Origin of the sequence: Dactylosporangium sp. NPDC050588 (assembly GCF_040654975.1) — a bacterium.
GTDB lineage: Bacteria > Actinomycetota > Actinomycetes > Mycobacteriales > Micromonosporaceae > Dactylosporangium > Dactylosporangium maewongense.
In genome coordinates this window covers 1-18972 of the sequence record NZ_JBFAJA010000154.1, presented here as the reverse complement: position 1 = coordinate 18972, position 18972 = coordinate 1, and the positions used below count along the sequence as shown (strand labels likewise).

Annotated in this window: 14 protein-coding genes and 1 riboswitch; of the genes, 9 read left to right on the top strand and 5 right to left on the bottom strand. The window is 73.8% G+C overall.

The annotated features are described in order from the left end of the window. Window positions 1–412 precede the first annotated feature (412 nt). Window positions 413–1330 carry an NADP-dependent oxidoreductase gene (locus AB0I21_RS55330; RefSeq protein WP_360573783.1) on the bottom strand — a complete coding sequence of 306 codons (918 nt, stop codon included), beginning with the start codon at window positions 1328–1330 and terminating at the stop codon, window positions 413–415. 99 nt (window positions 1331–1429) lie between these two features. Between AB0I21_RS55330 and AB0I21_RS55325 the strand changes: the two genes are divergently transcribed. Both AB0I21_RS55325 and AB0I21_RS55320 read left to right on the top strand, forming a co-directional pair. Next, window positions 1430–2374, top strand: a complete 945-nt coding sequence (locus tag AB0I21_RS55325; protein WP_360573781.1) for an AraC family transcriptional regulator — start codon at window positions 1430–1432, stop codon at window positions 2372–2374. Window positions 2375–2495: 121 nt separating this feature from the next. Further along, complete coding sequence (locus tag AB0I21_RS55320) at window positions 2496–3857, top strand: aminotransferase class V-fold PLP-dependent enzyme (RefSeq protein ID WP_360573779.1); 1362 nt, start codon at window positions 2496–2498, stop codon at window positions 3855–3857. Between the two features lie 109 nt (window positions 3858–3966). Here the strand turns inward: AB0I21_RS55320 and cobN are convergent, their stop codons facing one another. Further along, a complete protein-coding gene (gene cobN / locus AB0I21_RS55315; protein WP_360573777.1) occupies window positions 3967–7518 on the bottom strand; it encodes a cobaltochelatase subunit CobN in 3552 nt (1183 codons plus the stop codon). Between the two features lie 38 nt (window positions 7519–7556). Beyond that, window positions 7557–7779: riboswitch (cobalamin riboswitch) on the bottom strand. Window positions 7780–7864: 85 nt separating this feature from the next. On the opposite strand from cobN, the gene AB0I21_RS55310 reads away from it, so the two are divergent. Genes AB0I21_RS55310 through AB0I21_RS55300 form a run of 3 tightly spaced genes read left to right on the top strand, consistent with a single transcriptional unit; the run spans window position 7865 to window position 11195 of the window. Further along, on the top strand, window positions 7865–9004 hold the full coding sequence (locus AB0I21_RS55310; RefSeq protein ID WP_360573775.1) for a precorrin-3B synthase: 1140 nt from the start codon (window positions 7865–7867) through the stop codon (window positions 9002–9004). Then, complete coding sequence (locus AB0I21_RS55305; protein WP_360573773.1) at window positions 9001–9690, top strand: precorrin-8X methylmutase; 690 nt, start codon at window positions 9001–9003, stop codon at window positions 9688–9690. Before AB0I21_RS55310 ends, AB0I21_RS55305 begins: the two co-directional genes overlap by 4 nt. Continuing rightward, a complete protein-coding gene (locus tag AB0I21_RS55300) occupies window positions 9687–11195 on the top strand; it encodes a precorrin-2 C(20)-methyltransferase (protein ID WP_360573771.1) in 1509 nt (502 codons plus the stop codon). The genes AB0I21_RS55305 and AB0I21_RS55300 overlap by 4 nt, the downstream gene beginning before the upstream one ends. A 761-nt stretch (window positions 11196–11956) precedes the next feature. On the opposite strand, the gene AB0I21_RS55295 is transcribed toward AB0I21_RS55300, so the two are convergent. Next, a complete protein-coding gene (locus AB0I21_RS55295; protein ID WP_360573769.1) occupies window positions 11957–12307 on the bottom strand; it encodes a hypothetical protein in 351 nt (116 codons plus the stop codon). 9 nt (window positions 12308–12316) lie between these two features. After that, complete coding sequence (locus AB0I21_RS55290; protein ID WP_360573767.1) at window positions 12317–13102, bottom strand: methyltransferase domain-containing protein; 786 nt, start codon at window positions 13100–13102, stop codon at window positions 12317–12319. A gap of 75 nt (window positions 13103–13177) precedes the next feature. On the opposite strand from AB0I21_RS55290, the gene AB0I21_RS55285 reads away from it, so the two are divergent. The 4 genes from AB0I21_RS55285 to AB0I21_RS55270 all read left to right on the top strand — a co-directional run bounded on the left by AB0I21_RS55285 (window position 13178) and on the right by AB0I21_RS55270 (window position 16876). After that, window positions 13178–14404, top strand: coding sequence for an MFS transporter (locus AB0I21_RS55285; protein ID WP_360573765.1), 1227 nt, complete (start codon window positions 13178–13180; stop codon window positions 14402–14404). Beyond that, the gene (locus AB0I21_RS55280; protein WP_344502464.1) at window positions 14401–14973 is read left to right on the top strand and encodes an isochorismatase family protein; all 573 of its coding nucleotides are present in this window, start codon (window positions 14401–14403) and stop codon (window positions 14971–14973) included. The genes AB0I21_RS55285 and AB0I21_RS55280 overlap by 4 nt, the downstream gene beginning before the upstream one ends. Continuing rightward, complete coding sequence (locus AB0I21_RS55275; protein WP_360573762.1) at window positions 14973–15875, top strand: DJ-1/PfpI family protein; 903 nt, start codon at window positions 14973–14975, stop codon at window positions 15873–15875. Before AB0I21_RS55280 ends, AB0I21_RS55275 begins: the two co-directional genes overlap by 1 nt. A 524-nt stretch (window positions 15876–16399) precedes the next feature. Continuing rightward, window positions 16400–16876 carry a hypothetical protein gene (locus tag AB0I21_RS55270; RefSeq protein WP_360573760.1) on the top strand — a complete coding sequence of 159 codons (477 nt, stop codon included), beginning with the start codon at window positions 16400–16402 and terminating at the stop codon, window positions 16874–16876. Between the two features lie 989 nt (window positions 16877–17865). On the opposite strand, the gene AB0I21_RS55265 is transcribed toward AB0I21_RS55270, so the two are convergent. Further along, window positions 17866–18972, bottom strand: a 1107-nt coding sequence (locus AB0I21_RS55265; RefSeq protein WP_360573758.1) for a phospholipid carrier-dependent glycosyltransferase, incomplete at its 5' end; no start/stop codon positions are given.

The following is an 18972-nucleotide window of genomic DNA, read 5'->3' as shown; positions in this document are numbered from 1 at the left end:
TGTGTCTCCGCCCCACCGCTTCGCGGCGGGTCCCGGCGGGGATTCTCACCCGCACCCCAATGCGCCGCTCCGCGGCGCACTGCCTGCGCTCGCGCGCGGCAGGATGCCGCTCACGCGCGCATCCCGCGGCCACCCCGACCCCGGTAACAGCGCCGGCCTGTCCGCCATGGGGTGACCGTTTCCGTCCTTGGATCATGGCGCCGATGGTCTGGGGTGGCGTGCGGGAACTGTCGCGTGGACTGAGCACCGAACGCCAGGCGCGCGTCGCGCTGCCCTTGACCGAGGACGCCGCCACTGCGTGACCCAACCCTTCGTTGATCCAAGGACGAATCCGGTCGTTCGGGTGACCGTTCCCGTCCTTCGATCGTGGCGCCCGATGGTCAGCGGTTCTGGAGCCACCAGAGCAGGGCCGTCAGGGCACGAGGACGGTCTTGCCGCGGATCTGGCCGGACTCGGCGGCGACGTGGACGGCGGGCAGGTCGGTGAGCGGGCGGGTGGCGGTGACGTCCAGGTGGACCGTGCCGGTGTCGATGAGGGCGACCAGCGCGGCGAGCTGCGTGGTGTCGTTGCGGGCGACGAACTGCACGGTGGTCAGCGAGGAGCCGGCGGGGACGGGGATCGGCACCGTGGCGGACACTGCGACGCCGCCGGGGCGCAGGAGGGGCAGAAGCGTCGCGGCGGCGTGCCGCGGGTCGAGGGCGACGAGGTTGAGGACGGCGTCGACGGGTTCGTCGAGGGCGGCGGCGAGCGAGGTGGTCGTGTAGTCGACGACCTGGTGTGCGCCGAGGCGGCGGACGGTGGCGGCGCTGCGTGGCCCGGCCGTGGCGATCACGTGCGCGCCGGCGTGCCTGGCGAGCTGGACCGCGAACCCGCCGACGCCGCCGCCCGCGCCGTTGACCAGGACCCGCTGGCCGGGCGTGACGTTCGCGTGGTCGAACACGGCCTGCCAGGCGGTCAGGCCGGCGACGGGGACGGCGGCCGCGTGGGCGAGTGGGACGGTGGCGGGCGCGGCGACGAGCGTGTCCGCCGCGGCGGTGACGAACTCCGCTGCCGTGCCGCCGCTGTCGACCCGGCCGATCACCGGGGCGCCGGCGGCGAGGGTGTGCACGCCGTGGCCCACCTCGACGACGGTGCCGGCGACCTCACTGCCGAGCGTGAGCGGCAGGTCGACCGGCAGGACGGACCGCAGCAGCCCGCGGCGCAGGCCCACGTCCGACGGGTTGAACGACGTCGCGGCGACCCGCAGCAGGACCTCACCCGGACCGGCGGACGGGCGGGGCACATCCTCGGCGCGGATGACCGAAGCGTCGCCGTACACATGGATTCGCATGGCTCTCACCGGTCGAACCTATGGCGAAGGCGTGGGACGAACCATGCTTGGAAAGCCTTGTTTCATGCGTGATCGTCCCGCATCGGTACGATCGGCGGGATGGACGTGCTCAGCGACGTGATTGCGGTGATGCGGACGGGGCAGCCGCGGTCGGCACGGGTGGCGTGGCGCGCGCCGTGGGCGCAGGAGTTCGCGCCGGTGCCGGGGTCCGCGGGCTTCCAGGTGATCCTGCAGGGATCGTGCTGGCTCATCAGGCCGCAGGGCGAGCCGGTCGCCCTCGCGCCCGGGGATGTGGTGCTGCGCCCGCACGGGCACGGCCACACGCTCGCGGACGACCCGCGGACACCGCCGGCGCCCGCCTGCGACCCGGCCGACCCCAGGGCGCTCCAACCGTATGTCGCCGACACCGCCGACACCGCCGACACCGCCGACGGCGCCGGCCCCGCCACGGTCACGCTGTGCGGCGGCTACCAGCTGGACGGGACCCGCGTCCACCCGCTGCTGCGGGACCTGCCGGAGCTCATCCACCTGCCCGCGCACCTGGGCCGGCACCCCGAGCTGCGCGCGACCGTGGACCTGCTCGCCGGTGAGCTGGAGCGCCCCCGCCTCGGCACCGCCGCGATCGTCCCCGCCCTGCTCGACACGCTGCTGCTGCACGTCCTGCGAGCCTGGATCGAGCGGCAGCCTCTCCGTGCGGCCGCCGCAGGGTGGGCGGCGGCGCTCAACGACCCGGCCGTCGCCGCTGCCCTGCAGGCCATGCACCGCGACCCGGGCCACCCGTGGACCGTCGCCACCCTGGCCGCCGAGGCCGGGCTGTCCCGGACCCCGTTCGCCCGCCGGTTCACCCAGCTCCTCGGCCAGCCGCCGCTGACGTACCTGACGTGGTGGCGGATGACCACCGCCGCGCGCCTGCTGCAGGAGTCCGGCGCGCCGCTGAGCGCCGTCGCGGCCCGCGTCGGCTACTCGTCGGAGTTCGCCTTCGCCGCCGCGTTCAAACGGCAGCACGGCGCCGCCCCCGGCCGGTACCGCAGAAATCGTGCATGAGCGCACTGAACGGGTGACATGTCGACGGCGTCGGCCGGGCTGCCCGCCCTCATCCGCGGCAGCGTGCTCGATCCTCGGCATTCTCTAGCTCTCCCAGGGCGGCCGGGACAGTATGGGACGCATGGAGCAACCCGACTGGCACGGCCCGCTCACCGAGGCGTACGAGCAGGCGACCCGCTTCCTGACCGGTCTCCCGTCCCGCCCGGTCGGCAGCGGCGCCGGCCCGGACGAGCTGCGGGCGGCGCTCGGCGGGCCGCTGCCCGGCAAGGGCACCGACGCGCGTGAGGTGATCGCCCGGCTCGCCGCCGCGGCCGACGCCGGGATCGTCGCGTCGCCGAGCGGCCGGTTCTTCGGGTTCGTCATCGGCGGCGCGACACCGGCCGCGCTCGCCGCCGACTGGCTCACCGCGACCTGGGACCAGAACGCGGGCCTCTACGCCGCAGGCCCGTCCGCCGCGGTCGTCGAGGAGGTCGCCGGCGGCTGGCTCCGCGACCTGTTCGGCCTGCCGGCGCACACCTCGGTCGGCTTCGTCACCGGCGCGCAGATGAGCCACGTGACTGCGCTCGCCGCCGCCCGCCACGAGGTCCTGCGCCGCGCCGGCTGGGACGTCGAGGCCGGCGGCCTGCACGGCGCCCCGCGCATCACGGTCGTCGCCGGCGCCGACCGGCACTCGACCATCGACCGCGCGCTGCGGTTCCTCGGCATCGGCACCGCCGCGCTGGTGCCGGTGGACGTCGACGACCAGGGCCGCATGCAGCCGGACGCGCTGCGCACCGCGCTCGACGACATCGACGGCCCGGTCATCGTCTGCGCCCAGCTGGGCAACGTCAACACCGGCGCGTGCGACCCGATCGCCGCGATCTGCGACATCGCGCACGCGTCCGGTGCCTGGGTCCACGTCGACGGCGCCTTCGGCCTGTGGGCCGCGGCCAGCTCCCGCCACCGCCACCTCGTGACAGGCGTCGACCGGGCCGACTCCTGGACCACCGACGCCCACAAGTGGCTCAACGTCCCGTACGACTCCGGCCTCGTCTTCTGCGCCCACCCCCAGGCCCACCGCGCCGCCATGGGCGTCCGCGCCGCCTACCTCGTCCACGCGGGCGGCGACGAACGCGACGCCCTCGACCACAACCCGGAGTTCTCCCGCCGTGCGCGCGGCTTCCCCGTGTACGCGGCCCTGCGCACCCTCGGCCGGGACGGCGTCGAGGCCCTCATCGACCGCACCTGCGAGCTCGCCACCCGCTTCGCCACCCGCATGGGCGACGCGGTCCTCAACGAGGTCGTCCTCAACCAGGTCCTGCTCACCTTCGGCCCGCAGACCTTCGACCTCATCACCCGCGTCCGCGAGGAAGGCACCTGCTGGGTCAGCGGCACCACCTGGCAGGGCAGTCCCGCTATGCGCTTCTCCGTCAGCAACCACACCACCGACGAGTCAGACATCGACCGCGCCGCCGAGGTCATCCTCCGCCTCGCCGCCTCCTGACCAGCCGCCGCCGTCCTTGATCGAAGGACGAAACGGCCATCCCGGCGGCCAGATCCGTCCTTCGATCACCGGGGGCCGCCGCGGCAGTGGTGGATCCGGAGCCACTAACTCAGTGACCGTCCTCGAGGTCGCCTTCGGTTTCGAGGTACACCTGGCGCAAGGCGTCCAGGGTGGACTGCTCCGGGTGTTCCCAGAGGTTGCGGTCGGCGGCTTCCAGGAGGCGTTCGGTGATGCCGTGCAGGGCCCACGGGTTGGACTCGTTGAGGAACTTGCGGTTCTCGGGGTCGAAGACGTAGGACTCGGCGAGCTTCTCGTACATCCAGTCTGCGACGACGCCGGCGGTGGCGTCGAAGCCGAACAGGTAGTCGACGGTGGCGGCGAGCTCGAAGGCGCCCTTGTAGCCGTGGCGGCGCATGGCGGCGAGCCAGCGGGGGTTGACGACGCGGGCGCGGAAGACGCGGGCGGTCTCCTCGCTCAGGGTGCGGGTGCGCACGGCGTCGGGGTTGGTGCTGTCGCCGACGTACGCGGCGGGGGCGCGGCCGGTCAGCGCGCGGACGGTGGCGATCATGCCGCCGTGGTACTGGAAGTAGTCGTCGGAGTCGGCGATGTCGTGCTCGCGGGTGTCGGTGTTCTTGACCGCGACGCTGATCCGCTTGTACGCGCCTTCCATGTCGCCCCGGGCGGGCAGCCCGTCCAGGCCGCGGCCGTACGCGTAGCCGCCCCACACCGCGTACACCTCGGCCAGGTCGGCGTCGTCGCGCCAGTTACGGCTGTCGATGAGGGGGAGGATGCCGGCGCCGTACGCGCCCGGCTTGGACCCGAAGACGCGCAGCGTGGCGCGCCGCTCGTCGCCGTGCGCGGCCACGTCGGCGGCGACGTGGGCGCGGACGTAGTTGTCGTCGGGGGACTCCTCCAGCGCGGCGACCAGCTGCACCGCGTCGTCCAGCAGCGCGACCACGTGCGGGAACGCGTCGCGGAAGAAGCCGCTGATGCGCATCGTGACGTCGATGCGGGGGCGGCCCAGCTCGGCGAGGTCGACGGGGGAGAGGCTGACCACCCGGCGGGACGCGTCGTCCCAGACGGGCTGGACACCGAGCAGCGCGAGCGCCTCGGCGATGTCGTCGCCGGCGGTCCGCATGGCGCTGGTGCCCCACATCGACAGGCCGACGGAGCGCGGCCACGCACCGTGGTCGGCCTTGTAGCGGGCGAGCAGCGAGTCGGCCATCGCCTGACCCGTCTCCCACGCGAGCCGGCTCGGGATCGCCTTCGGGTCGACGGAGTAGAAGTTGCGCCCGGTCGGCAGGACGTTGATCAGCCCGCGCAGCGGCGACCCGCTCGGCCCCGCCGGGACATACCCTCCGTCCAGCGCATGCAGGACCATCGTCAGTTCGTCGCCGGTACGGGACAGCCGCGGCACGATCTCCCGTGCGGCGAACTCCAGCACCCGTACCACATCCGGCAAATCCGAAATGTCGGAGATGTCGGTGGTGGGCCAGCCCCGTGACTCCATCTCCGCCACCAGGGCGCGGGCCTGCGACTCGGCCTCGTCGACCGACACGCGCGCGGTCGAGCCCTCGGTCAGGCCGAGGGCCTCGCGCAGGCCGGGCAGCGCGACCGTGCCGCCCCACAGCTGCCGCGCCCGCAGCATGGCGAGGACCAGGTCGACCCGCGCCTCGCCCGCCGGCGCGACGCCGAGCACGTGCAGCCCGTCGCGGATCTGCACGTCCTTGATCTCGCAGAGCCAGCCGTCGATGTGCAGGATCAGCTCGTCGAACCCGTCGTCACCCGGCCGGTCCGCCAGGCCCAGGTCGTGGTCGAGCCGCGCCGCCTGCAGCAGCGTCCAGATCTGCCCGCGGATCGCCGGCAGCTTCGCCGGGTCGAGGGCCGCGATCGTCGAGTGCTCGTCCAGGAGCTGCTCGAGGCGGGCGATGTCACCGTACGACTCGGCGCGCGCCATCGGCGGGATCAGGTGGTCGACCAGGGTGGCGTGCGCCCGCCGCTTCGCCTGGGTGCCCTCGCCGGGGTCGTTGACCAGGAACGGGTAGATCAGCGGCAGGTTGCCCAGGGCCGCGTCGGCACCGCACGAGGCGGACATCCCGACCGTCTTGCCCGGCAGCCACTCGAGGTTGCCGTGCTTGCCGACGTGCACGACCGCGTGCGCACCGAACTCGTCGGCGAGCCACCGGTACGCGGCCAGGTAGTGGTGGCTCGGCGGCAGGTCGGGGTCGTGGTAGATCGCGACGGGGTTCTCCCCGAAGCCGCGCGGCGGCTGCACCATCACCACGACGTTGCCCTCGCGCAGCGCGGCGAGGACGATCTCGCCGCCGGGGTCGCGGGACGTGTCGACGAACAGCTCACCGGGCGCCGGCCCCCAGTGCCGCTCCATCTCCTCCCGCAGGTCGGCGGGGAGCGTGTCGAACCAGCTCCGGTACCGGGCGGCGGAGATCCGGATCGGGTTGCCGCGCAGCTGATCCTCGGTGAGCCAGTTCACGTCCTGCCCGCCGGCGGCGATGAGCGTGTGCATCAGCGCGTCGCCGTCCTTCGGGAAGCCGTCGGCGCCGACGTACCCCTGCGCGTGCATCGCATCGAGCAGCCGCACGACGCTCGCGGGCGTGTCGAGGCCGACCGCGTTGCCGATCCGCGCGTGCTTCGTCGGGTACGCGCTGAGCATCAGCACGATCTTGCGGTCCTCGGGCCGCAGGTGCCGCAGCCGGGCGTGCGCGACCGCGGTCCCGGCGACCCGGCCGGCCCGCTCCCGGTCGGCGACGTACACGGTGAGGCCGTCGGCGTCGATCTCCTTGAACGAGAACGGCACCGTGATGATCCGGCCGTCGAACTCCGGGATCGCGACCTGCGTCGCGGTGTCCAGCGGCGACAGCCCGTCGTCGTTGGCGTCCCAGGTGTCGCGGGAGCTCGTGAGGCACAGCCCCTGCAGGATCGGCACGTCGAGCGCGGCCAGGGCGCCGACGTCCCACGCCTCGTCCTCGCCGCCGGCCTGCGCGTCGGCGGGCCGGGTGCCACCCGCGGCGAGGACCGTGACGACCAGCGCGTCCGCCTGCCGCAGCGTGTCGAGCAGCTCCGCCGGGGCGGCCCGCAGCGACGAGGCGAACACCGGCAGGGCCCGCCCGCCCGCGTCCTCGACGGCCTCGCAGAGCGTCTCCACGAACGCGGTGTTTCCCGCCAGGTGGTGCGCCCGGTAGTAGATGATCCCGACGGTCGGACCGTCGGCCTTGGACTCCCGGTCCAGCTCCCCCCACGCGGGGGTCTGCACCGGCGGCGCGAACCCGTGGCCGGTCAGCAGGACCGTGTCGGAGAGGAAGTTGTGCAGCTCGGCGAGGTTGGCGGGGCCGCCCTCGGTGAAGTAGGCGTGGGCCTCCGCGGCGACGCCGGCGGGCACCGTCGAGCGGCGCATCAGCTCCGCGTCGGGCAGCGACTCACCGCCGAGCAGCACCACCGGCGCCGGCAGGCGCAGCAGCGTGTCGAACCCCTCCTGCCAGTCGCGGTAGCCGCCCAGGAACCGCACCACGACCAGGTCGGCACCGTCGGCCAGGGCCGGCAGCTCCTCCACGGTGAGGCGGGACGGGTTGGCCAGCCGGAACGCCGCGCCGCTCGCACGGGCGCTGAGCAGGTCGGTGTCGGACGTCGACAGCAGCAGGATCACGCCGGGGTCCTCCCTCGGGGTCCGCGCCCCAAGTCGGTCGGGAAAGGTCCGGCGGCGGAGAGTCTCCTGGCTCCCGGATCGGCGCTCGCCTCCGGCCTTCCCGGGCTCGCACCCGGTGGCCGTCGTCTCCGGCCTCCGGGGCGCTGGGCCCGGTGGCCGTCGTCGGAGGTCCACTCCCCGGTCACAGTGGCGGGACCGCGCCGGATTCACACCGGCTTCCTCCACACGTCGCCGTACAGCACCGCCAACTCTGCCGGTCACGGCTTCCTTGCGTCAAGCTCGCCCGTCCCACCTCGGTGTCGGCTTCCTTGGGTCGGGCGGGGTGCTGCGCAGTAGTATCCGGCGCGTGCAGGCTGCCAGTGGACGTGACGCTCCGGACCGGTGCCCGGGTGCCGTGCAGGTCCACGCGGCGGCCGACGGTGGCCTGGCCCGCGTCAGGCTGCCCGGCGGGCGGCTGCCCGTCCCCGCCCTCGAGGTCCTCCGCGCCGCCGCCGCGGACCTCGGCGACCCCGCCCTGGAGCTCACCTCGCGCGGAAACGTGCAGATCAGAGGGCTGCGGCCGGACGCGTCGCCGGAGCTGGCGGCCAGGCTCACCGCCGCGGGACTGCTGCCGTCGGACACCCACGAGCGGGTCCGCAACATCATCGCCAGCCCGCTCAGCGGCCGCGACGGCCTCGGCGAGCTGGACGTGCGGCCGGTGGTGGCCGCGTTCGACGCCGGGCTGTGCGCCGACCCCGCCCTGGCGGCGCTGCCCGGCCGGTTCCTGGTGACCGTCGACGACGGGCGCGGCGACGTGTCCCCGCTCGGCGGCGACGTCGGCCTGCACGGCGACCGCCTCCTCCTCGCCGGGCTCCCGACCGCGGGCCGGGCCGGTGACGACCCCGCTGAGCTGCTGCTCCGGGCGTCCCGGGCGTTCCTGGACGAGCGCGCGGCGCAGGGCGGCACCGCGTGGCGGCTGGCCGAGCTGACCGACGGCCCGGCCCGGGTGGCGGCCCGCCTGGGGTTCGCCCTCGGTACAGACGTTGACCAGTTCGTAGGCTCGCCCGGGCCGGCGGTCGGACGGACCCCGCAGGTCGGGGGACCGGTCGCGCTGACGGTGGTCGTACCACTCGGGCTGCTGACACCGGAGCAGTCGGCGGCGCTCGTCGCGGCGGCGTCGGGGGAGATCATCGTCACGCCGTGGCGGACCGTCGTCGTGCCCGACGTGCCGGTCGAAGAAGCTGGACGTCTCGAGTCACTGCTGACGACCGCCGGCCTCGGCACCGACCCCGCGACGCCGTGGGCCGGGGTCACGGCGTGCGCCGGCCGGCCCGGCTGCGCGAAGGCCCTCGCCGACGTGCGCGCCGACGCCCGCGCGGCCGTCCTCGGCGGTCTCGACCATGCGTTGCCGGTGCACTGGGTCGGCTGCGAACGGCGCTGCGGCGCACCGAAGGGAAGGCACGTGGAGATGCTCGCGACCGCCGACGGCTACCGGGTGCTGTCATGACGGCTCAGGAGTCCGTCGCAGACGGCGCCGTCCAGGGCGGCGCCTCCGGTTTCGTCACGGACGGTGGTTTCGACTACGTCAAGGACGGCGCGGAGATCTACCGGCGGTCGTTCGCGACGATCCGCGCCGAGGCCGACCTGTCCGCGCTGCCCGCCGACGTCGCCCAGGTCACCGTCCGCATGATCCACGCGTGCGGCATGGTCGACCTCGCCGGTGACGTCGGGTACAGCGCGGACGTCGTGTGCCTCGCCCGCGCCGCCCTGCGCGACGGCGCCCCGATCCTGTGCGACGCGGAGATGGTCGCCTCCGGCGTGACCCGCGCCAGGCTGCCCCGCGACAACGAGGTCCTGTGCACGCTGCGCGACCCGCGGGTCCCGGCGCTCGCCCACGAGCTGGGCACCACCCGCAGCGCCGCCGCCCTCGACCTGTGGGGTCCGCGCCTCGACGGCGCGGTCGTCGCGATCGGCAACGCGCCGACGGCGCTGTTCCGGCTCCTGGAGATGGTCGCGGCCGGCGCGCCCCGGCCCGCGGCCGTGCTGGGCATCCCCGTCGGGTTCATCGGCGCGGCCGAGTCGAAGGTCGCGCTCGCGGCGTCCGACCTGCCGCATCTGGTCGTGCACGGCCGCCGGGGCGGCAGCGCGATGACGGCCGCCGCCGTCAACGCCATCGCGGACGAGAAGGAATGACCACAGTGGACACCGGTCGGTTGTACGGCGTAGGACTCGGCCCCGGCGACCCGGAGCTCGTGACGGTGAAGGCGGCCCGGCTCATCGCCGCGGCACCCGTCGTCGCGTTTCACAGCGCCCGCCACGGGCGCAGCATCGCCCGTTCGATCGCCGCGCCGTACCTGCGCGACGGTCAGATCGAAGAGGCGCTCGTCTACCCGGTCACCACCGAGGAGGTCCGCGACTACCGGGCCCTCATCGAGGAGCACTACGACGCGTGGGCGGCCCGGCTCGCCGCGCACCTCGACGCCGGCCGTGACGTGGTCGTGCTCTGCGAGGGCGACCCGTTCTTCTACGGCTCGTACATGCACATGCACAAGCGCCTTTCGCACGCCTACGCGACGGAGGTCGTGCCGGGCGTCACCTCGGTCTCGGGCGCGTCCGCGGTGCTCGGCCGCCCCTTGGTCGAGCGCGACGAGGTGCTCACCGTGCTGCCCGGCACGCTGCCCGTCGATGACCTGGCCGCGCGGCTCGCCAGTACCGACTCCGCCGCCGTCATGAAGCTCGGCCGCACGTTCGGGGCCGTCCGGGACGCCCTGGAGCGCGCCGGCCGCCTCGACGACGCCTGGTACGTCGAGCGCGCCACCACCGCCAACGAGCGCGTCGCCCCGCTGTCCACTGTGGACCCGGCCGAGGTGCCGTACTTCTCCATCGCCCTGCTGCCGAGCCGCATGCACGAGGAGACGGCGTCGGCGCTGCGGTCCACGCCGCCCGCGGTCGCCGCCGGCGAGGTCGTCGTCGTGGGGCTCGGCCCGGCCGGCCGGGACTGGCTCACCCCCGAGGCCCTGGCCGCGGTCGAGGCCGCCTCCGACCTCGTCGGCTACGCCCCGTACCTGGCCCGGATCCCGGCCAACCCCCGCCAGCGCCGGCACGCCTCCGACAACAAGGTCGAGTCGGAGCGCGCCGAGTTCGCCTTGTCCCTCGCGAAGGACGGCCGCCGCGTCGCCGTCGTGTCGTCCGGCGATCCGGGCGTGTTCGCGATGGCGGCAGCGGTACTGGAGATCGCCGCCGAACCCCGCTGGAAGGACGTCCCGGTGCGCGTCCTGCCCGGCCTGACCGCCGCCCAGGCGGTGGCGAGCCGCGCGGGCGCCCCCCTCGGCCACGACTTCTGCGTGCTGTCGCTGTCCGACCGCCTGAAGTCGTGGGACGTCATCGCCGCCCGCCTCGAGGCCGCGGCCGGCGCCGACCTCGTCATCGCCATCTACAACCCGGGCTCGAAGAGCCGCACCTGGCAGGTCGAGGCCGCCCGCGACCTGCTGCTGCGCCACCGTTCCCCGGAAACCCCGGTCGTCCTGGGCCGCGACGTCGGCGGCCCGCAGGAGCGCGTCCGCGTGGTGCGCCTCGCCGACCTGGACCCGTCCGAAGTGGACATGCGAACCCTGCTCATCGTCGGCTCGTCCCAGACCCGCACCCTGACCCGCGGCGACGGCGCCCCCGTCGTCTTCACCCCCCGCCGCTACCCCTGACCCCGCCCGGGGCAGCGGCGCTTCCGACCTGCACGCTCTTCACCTTCCGCCGCCCCTCTGACCGCCCCTGGGCGTCGCCTCTGGCTGCCCCGGCTGCCGCCTCTGACCGCTCTCGGCGGTCGTCTCTGGCTGCCCTAGGCCGTCGTCTCTGGCTGCCCCAGGCTGCCGCCTCTGACCGCCATCGGCGGTCGTCTCTGGCTGCCGGGGCTGCCGCCCCTGACCGGCCCCGGCCGCTGCCCTGACCCGCCTTCGTGGCGGGACGTCGCGCGGCAGGTCCGGTTCGCAGGTCCGGGCTCTTGGTATCGAGGGCTCGGTGCCGCGGGCCCAGGTTCAACTCTGTCCTGGTGGCCGCCGGTTCGATCAAGCCGTCACGGATCAAGCCGTCCCGGATTGACGCGCGCCGGGAACGACAGCGCCGACCCCGCTGCCCCTCGCCGAGGCGGTCGCCGGGCGCTGGCCGCAGCCGGGCTGTGGCTACGCCGGCGGACCCGGACGAGCCACCACGACACCCAAGGGCCGGCGGACCCGGACGAGCCACCACAACACCCAGGGACCGCGCGATCCACCACGGCATCAACACGCGCGCGATGGCTGGGTGGCGGCGCCGCAATGGGCAGTGCTGACGTTCGGCGTTCGTTGCGTAGCGGCGGGGCGGCGCTGTCGTTCCCGGCGGCGGCTCCGCTTGTCTTCCACCGTACCTCAACGTTCCTAATTGATCTCCGATGGCGTGAGTGCGCGATTACCCAACGCTTCAGAGAATCCTAGACGCTCCCCGCGGGTGCCTTTGTCAGGTACAGCTCCAGGATCGCGGGCAGCGGGGCCACCCCCGGGCCGCCGGCCTCGACCCAGGCGGTCAGGTCGTCGATGACGGCGTCGTCGAGCAGGTAGCCGAGCCACACCGGCCGGGCACCCGCCCGCCGGGCGGACGGGGTGGGGTGCACGACGACGATGTTGGAGCGGGCGCACGCGTCCAGGCAGCCGCTGACCCGGACCCCCGCCGCCCCGAGTGCCTGGCGGAGCCGCGCCACCTGGCCGGCGTGGTCGACGTCCGGGTGCTTGCGCGGCGAGCCGCAGCAGCAGTCGCGGCACACGGTGACGAGGGGGCGATCCACCCGTAGAGCTTACGGCCGGGCCAGGATCTCGCCGTGCAGGATGGAGAGCCAGCCGTCGGGGGAGGCGGCCCAGGCGCGCCAGCCGTCCGAGAGGCGCTGCAGGTCTGATGGGGTCGAGCCGCTCGCCAGGGCCTGCGTCGCCATCGCCGAGGTGCGGACCCGGTCCGCCCACATGCCGCCCCACCATGAGCGGTCCTCGTCGTCGGCGAAGCACCACGTCGAAGCTGTCGCCGTCACGTCGGTGAAGCCCGCCGCGCGCGCCCATGACAGCAGGCGGCGGCCGGCGTCGGGCTCGCCGCTGTTGGCGCGGGCCATCCGCTGGTACAGCGCCATCCACTCGTCCAGCTCCGGCAGCTGCGGAAACCAGGTGAACGCCGCGTAGTCGCTGTCCCGGGCGGCCACGTAACCGCCGGGCTTGCACACCCGGCGCATCTCGCGCAGTGCCTGCACGGGGTCCGCGACGTGCTGCAGCACCTGGTGGGCGTGCACCACGTCGAAGCTGTCGTCGGGGAAGTCCAGCGCGTGGACGTCGCCGACGACGTACGAGACGCCCTGCACCCCCGCCTTCGTGACCTCCAGTGCTTCCGCGGTCGCCTCCAGGGCGGTCACCGCGCCGGGGGCCACCGCCAAAGCCAGGTCGGCGGTGATCGTGCCGGGGCCGGCGCCGACGTCCAGCAGGGTCATGCCCGGCCGGAGCACCGGCAGCAGGTACGCGGCGGAGTTCGCGGCGGTGCGCCAGCGGTGGGAGCGCAGGACCGACTCGTGATGTCCATGGGTGTAGACGTTGTTGGCCATGTCCCAGACTCTAATATTCTCGTCTCTAATAATGGGAGACGATTCCCATTCACTGGACACCGTAAGATCGCCGGAGTGAGAACGTCGCTGCTCGTGCTGGCCTACTTCGCGTTCATCAGCCTCGGGCTTCCCGACGGCCTCCTCGGCGTCGGCTGGCCGTTCATGGCCGGCACCTTCCACGTGTCGACCGAGTCCGTCGGCTACCTGCTCGTCGCCGCGACCACCGGCTATCTCACCTCCAGCGTCGCCGCCGGGTTCCTGCTCGGGCGGGTCGGCGTCGGCTGGCTCCTCGCCGGCAGCACCGCCGCGACGAGCCTCGCCCTCGCCGGGTACGCCCTCGCCCCCAGCCTCTGGTTCGTCGTGCCGTGCGCGCTGCTCGGCGGGTTCGGCGGCGGCGCGATCGACGCCGGGCTCAACGCCTACGCGGCCGCGAACTTCAACGCCCGCCACATGAACTGGCTGCACGCCTGCTTCGGCCTCGGTGTCGCGATCGGACCGCTCATCATGACGTCCGTGATCAGCGGCGGCTCGCCGTGGCGCCTCGGGTACGCCCTGGTCGCCACCGCCCAGCTGGCACTGTCGGTCTCGTTCGTCGTCAAGGCCCGCAGCTGGGGGAGGGCCCCGGTGCCGGTACACGAGACGCCACAACGCGGCCGGGACACCCTCAGGATGCCGGTGGTGTGGGTGCAGGTGGTCGCGTTCGGGGTCTACGTCGCGGTCGAGGCCGGCGCCGGCCTGTGGGCGTTCCTGCTGCTCACCGAGGGCCGCGGCGTGAGCGACGCGGTCGCCGGCGTGTGCGTGTCGGGCTACTGGGCGATGCTCTTCCTCGGCCGCGTCGTGCAGGGCGCCGTCGCCGACCGGATCGGCGTCAACCGCGTCATCGTGGGGTGCATGGCCGGCATGGCGGCCGGCGCGTTCCTGGTCGCGCTGCCCGGCCCCGGCTGGCTCGCCGCGACCGGCCTCGGCATCATCGGCTTCGCCGCCGCCCCCGTGTTCCCGCTGCTCACGCTCACCACCGCCGACCGCGTCGGGGCCGCGCACGCCGACCGGGCGATCGGGCTGCAGATCGCCGGCGCCGGGCTCGGTGGCGCCCTCGTCCCGACCGCGATCGGCGTCCTGCTCGCGCGTGCCGGGGTCAACGTCCTCGGGTCGGCGCTGCTGGCCCTCGCGTTGCTGTTGCTGCTGCTGTACTGGCTGACCCTGCGCATGTCGGCGGGCCCTTCCCGTGACCAGATCGTTCCGGTTACCGGCGTGGCCGTGCCTGTCGCGGAGCCGCCCGGCGGCGCAGGATCGTCGTCATGAGAAGCGCGCTGCTCGTCATCGACATCCAGGAGTCCTTCCGCCAGCGCCCCAGCTGGGCCGCCGTCTCCAACCCCGACATCGTCGCGACGGTCAACCCGTTGATCGACGCCGCCCGTACCCGCGGCGACCTCGTCATCTGGATCCTGCACCACGAGGTCGGCAACGTGTTCGACCCGCGCAACGGGCACGTCCGCCCGATCGAGGGCCTGCAGCCGCTGCCGGACGAGCCGGTCCTCACCAAGACCTCCGCGAACGCGTTCACCACCACCGGCCTGCAGCAGCTGCTCACCACCGAAGGCATCCGCCACCTCGTCGTCACCGGCATCCAGACCGAGCTGTGCTGCGAGACCACCACGCGCGTCGCCGGCGACCTGGGCTATGACGTCACGTTCGTCACCGAGGCCACCGCCACGTTCCCGATCCCGCACCGCGACGAGCGCGACCTGCCCTACGACGAGATCCTCGCCAGCCCCCGCACCCTGCGGACCGACGAGGTCATCGCCCGCACCGAGTACGCCCTCGCCGGCCGCTTCGCCACCATCGCGACGGTGAAGGAGCTCATCGGCTGATGAAGGTCGTGTTCCTGCTCGTGCCGCAGCTGCACCTGCTCGACCTGGCCGGCCCCGCGCAGGTCTTCTCCACGGCCCGCGACCTCGGCCTGGACTACGAGCTGGACTACGCGGCCGAGCAGGACGACGTCCCCTCCGCCCAGGGCCTGCCGGTCCGCCGGACCACGGGCCTGCCGTCGCTGGCACCGTCCGACCTGGTCGTGGTGCCCGGCTGGCGCAGCCACGGCTTCCCCCAGAACGGCCGTCTCAGCGTTTCCGCCCGTACCTGGCTCGCCGCCCACCACGCGGCCGGCGGCACCTGCGCCAGCGTCTGCTCCGGCGCCGACGCCCTCGGCCAGGCCGGTCTCCTGGACGGCCGCCGGTGCACCACGCACCATGTGCTGCAGGACCGGCTGGCTGCGCGGTACCCACGCGCCAAGGTCCTCAAGGACGTCCTCTTCGTCATCGACGACCGCGTCGTCACCTCCGCCGGCATCGCGAGCGGCATCGACCTCGCGCTCCACCTCGTCGCCACCCGCCACGGCCCGGGCACCGCCGCCCAGATCGCCCGCGAGATGGTCGTGTACGCCCGGCGCAACGGCGACGACCCGCAGGACAGCGCCATGCTCCGCCACCGCGCCCACCTCTCCGACGTCGTCCACCGCGTCCAGGACGTCATCGACGCCCGCTTCACCGACCGCCTCCCGCTCCGCGACCTCGCCTCCACGGCCGGTGTCAGCGAACGCACCCTCACCCGCCTCTTCGGCGACGCCACCGGCCTGACCCCGCTGCGCTACCAGCAGCTCCTGCGGGTCGAACGCGCCGAACACCTCATCGGCCACGGCGCCACCGTCGAGTCCGCCGCCCGCGCCGCCGGCTTCGAGGACGCCCGCATGCTCCGCCGCCTCCGCTCCCGCCTCTGACGGTCGGTGCTTCGGCCGTCACAAAGCGTGCACGATGGCGGTGGGCGCTGGACGCCGGGTTGGGGGGCCGGGAGAATTGAGGCAAGCATCGGCCAGGGGGAGGCCGCCAATGCCACGCCCGTGCTTCTCGTTGTCCGCACCAGATCCACGCCCACCTTTGCCCATCGCCGAGCTGGACGGCACCGCCCGCCGCGCGGCCACCGCAGCCGAGTTCGCCCGCCGCCGCGAGGCCCGCTCCCGCGCCAGGGCTGAGTTCGCCGAAGCCCGCGCCCACGGCCTGGCCACCCGCCACGCCACGAAACTGACCCGCCTCCGCAACGCCCGCATCCTCGCCGCCGCCCCCACCCCGCCGCCACCTCGCCCCGCCCTCCGCCGTCCCGACACGCCCGCCCCCACAGCCCCACCTCCGTCCACGGCAGCACTCTCACATCCTGCTGCGGCGTCGGTACCGCGCCCCGCCGCCGCTCCGCCCCCACCCGCCCCTCGGACCGCGGCGCCGACTGCGAGTCGGGTCGCGCCGCCGGTTGCACGTCGGGCTGTGCCGCTGGCTGCACGTCGGGCTGTGCCGCTGGCTGGGGCTGTGGCGCCGGTTGCATGTCGGGCTGCGCCGCCGGTTGCACGTCGGGCTGTGCCGCTGGCTGGGGCTGTGGCGCCGGTTGCATGTCGGGCTGCGCCGCCGGTTGCATGTCGGGCTGCGCCGCTGGCTGCACGTCGGGCTGTGCCGCTGGCTGGGGCTGTGCCGCCGGTTGCACGTCGGGCTGTGCCGCTGGCTGCATGTCGGGCTGTGCCGCTGGCTGGGGCTGTGCCGCCGGTTGCACCTCGGGCTGTGGCGATGGCTGCTGCTCAGGTTGTGCCGCCAGCCGCACCTCAGGCTGTGCCGCTGGCTGCGGGTGGGGCTGTGCCGCCCGCCGCGGCCGGGACGCCTGCCCCCACCTCTGCTCGGATCGCGGTCCCCGCCGCCGAGGCGTCAGCTTCGGCTGCGGCTTCGATCACGACGGTGATCCCAGCTCTCACACCCACGCCGCCACCTCCGACTCCGACGCCCGCCGCCGCCCTCGGTCCCGCCTCCGTGCCGGCTCCCGATTCCGCTCCGGCCGCCGCACCAGCCACGGTCCCGGCCGCCGGTCCCGTTCCTCGGCCAGTCCCAGCTCCGGCTGCCGGCCTCGGCCCCAGCTGCGGCGCCAGTGCTCGCTGCGGTCGGGTTTCGGGTTCCGTGCTTGGCATCGGGTCCACCGCGACCTCCTGGGAGGTTCCCGCAGCATCAGTCGCGCCCACAGCCCGCCCGCCTTGCGCGGCAGAAGACCGCCCGCCGCCGCGGTCCCACCCAGCAAGCGACCACGGGCATGCCCACCCCGTGGCGGCGACATCGCAACCTCAACAACGGTTGTCGGTCCGGACGGCTTCCCGCGACACGCCCGCGCCCGCGCCCGCATCGAGATCAGTTGTATCCCGACTTCATCCGCCATCGTCGTGGCACCCCACGATCAGTCCACCGTGCCGACTCAGCGGCCCTGGACCACTCATGCGGCTCGGGGCATGCCCGCCGGCCGTTCCCGCGGCTCGGGGTGTGGCCTGCCCTGGACCGTTCGTCCGGCTGGGCGCGTGCCCCACACCGGACACACCGGCGCCGGTGCATGCTGCTGAGCTGTGCACACGTGCCGGGTCGGAGGCTCGGACCTCCGTCGGGTTTCGGGTTCCGCGCTCGGCATCGGGCTCACCGCGACCTCCGGGAAGAAGGCCGTCGCACCAGTCGCGACCACAACCCGCCCGACACAACAGAAGACCCCACCGCCACGTGGGCCCCACTCAGCAAGCAAGCGACCACGGGTCTTCCCAGCCCCGCGGCGGCGACATCGCAACCGCAACAAGGGCTGTCGGTCCGGACCGCTTCCCGCGACACGCCCGCGCCCGCGCCCGCATCGAGATCAGTCGCATTCCCCCAGGTCAGCCACTGCTCCAGGCTAGCCACTTGCCCCTCGCAGGGGATGGGTCATATCCAGCGGGAGCCTAGCCACATGCGGGAGAGCCATTCGGCGTTGGTGATCACGGTGGCGCTGTAGATGGGGTAGAAGTAGGCGAAGCAGATGGCGACCAGGGTGACGTACGCGCCGGCGACGATTGAGCCGATCAGGCGGTGGTCGCTGGCGGGGTTGACGTGGCGGGGCGGGCCGATGATGGCGCCCAGGACGTACACGACGGCGAGGATCAGGAAGGGCTCGGCGGGCAGGGCGTAGAAGTAGAACATCGTGCGGTGGGCCGGCATGGACTGGAACCAGGGGACGATGCCGGCGAGGGAGCAGGCCAGGATGAGCCAGGCGCGGCCGTCGCGGCGGGCGATCGCGAGCCAGGTGAGGGCGGCCAGAGCGGGCAGGAACGACCACCACAGGACCGGGGTGCCGAGCAGCAGCACCTGGGAGACGCAGCTGGCGGCGTCGCAGGGGCCGTCGGTGTTGACGTACATGCTGACGGGGCGGCCCAGCAGCAGCCACATCCACGGCCAGGACTGGTAGGGGTGCGGGGTGTCCAGGCCGGTGTGGAAGCCGTACGCCTCCTGGTGGTAGTGCCACAGGTTGACCAGCGGGTCGATGAGGCGGTCGCTGCCGAGGCCGTGCGCCTGCGCGTACCAGTGCCGGAAGTAGCCGTCGTCGGAGGCGAACCAGCCGGTCCAGGTGGCGAGGTAGGTCACGACGATGAGCGCGCCGAACACGAGGAGCCACCGGCCGTCGCGAAGCAGTGCGGTGCTCACGTAGTTGGAGACGCCGGCGGTGCGGCGGGTTCCGGCGTCGAAGACGACGATCGCGGCGGCGAAGAGCAGGATGTACCACAGCGCGCTCCACTTGACGCCCGCCGCGAGCCCGAGCGAGACGGCGCACGCCAGCCGGTACCAGGGGACGCCGAGCCGCACGTGGGAGGAGCCGGACTCCAGGGCGGCGAGCCACTGGGCGCGGCGGTGGGAACGGTCCAGGACCAGGAAGTAGAAGGCGACCACGATCCAGAACATGAGGAAGATGTCCAGCAGCGCGGCCCGCGAGAGGACGAAGTGCATGCCGTCCAGGGACATCAGCAGGCCGGCGGTGGCGGCGAGGATCGTGGAGCG

What these genes read in the sequence shown, in the direction of transcription:
- AB0I21_RS55330 (WP_360573783.1), bottom strand. Translation starts at nt 1,330, where the DNA reads ATGCGAATCCATGTGTACGGCGACGCTTCGGTCATCCGCGCCGAGGAT.
- AB0I21_RS55325 (WP_360573781.1), top strand. Translation starts at nt 1,430, where the DNA reads ATGGACGTGCTCAGCGACGTGATTGCGGTGATGCGGACGGGGCAGCCG.
- AB0I21_RS55320 (WP_360573779.1), top strand. Translation starts at nt 2,496, where the DNA reads ATGGAGCAACCCGACTGGCACGGCCCGCTCACCGAGGCGTACGAGCAG.
- AB0I21_RS55305 (WP_360573773.1), top strand. Translation starts at nt 9,001, where the DNA reads ATGACGGCTCAGGAGTCCGTCGCAGACGGCGCCGTCCAGGGCGGCGCC.
- AB0I21_RS55300 (WP_360573771.1), top strand. Translation starts at nt 9,687, where the DNA reads ATGACCACAGTGGACACCGGTCGGTTGTACGGCGTAGGACTCGGCCCC.
- AB0I21_RS55290 (WP_360573767.1), bottom strand. Translation starts at nt 13,102, where the DNA reads ATGGCCAACAACGTCTACACCCATGGACATCACGAGTCGGTCCTGCGC.
- AB0I21_RS55280 (WP_344502464.1), top strand. Translation starts at nt 14,401, where the DNA reads ATGAGAAGCGCGCTGCTCGTCATCGACATCCAGGAGTCCTTCCGCCAG.
- AB0I21_RS55275 (WP_360573762.1), top strand. Translation starts at nt 14,973, where the DNA reads ATGAAGGTCGTGTTCCTGCTCGTGCCGCAGCTGCACCTGCTCGACCTG.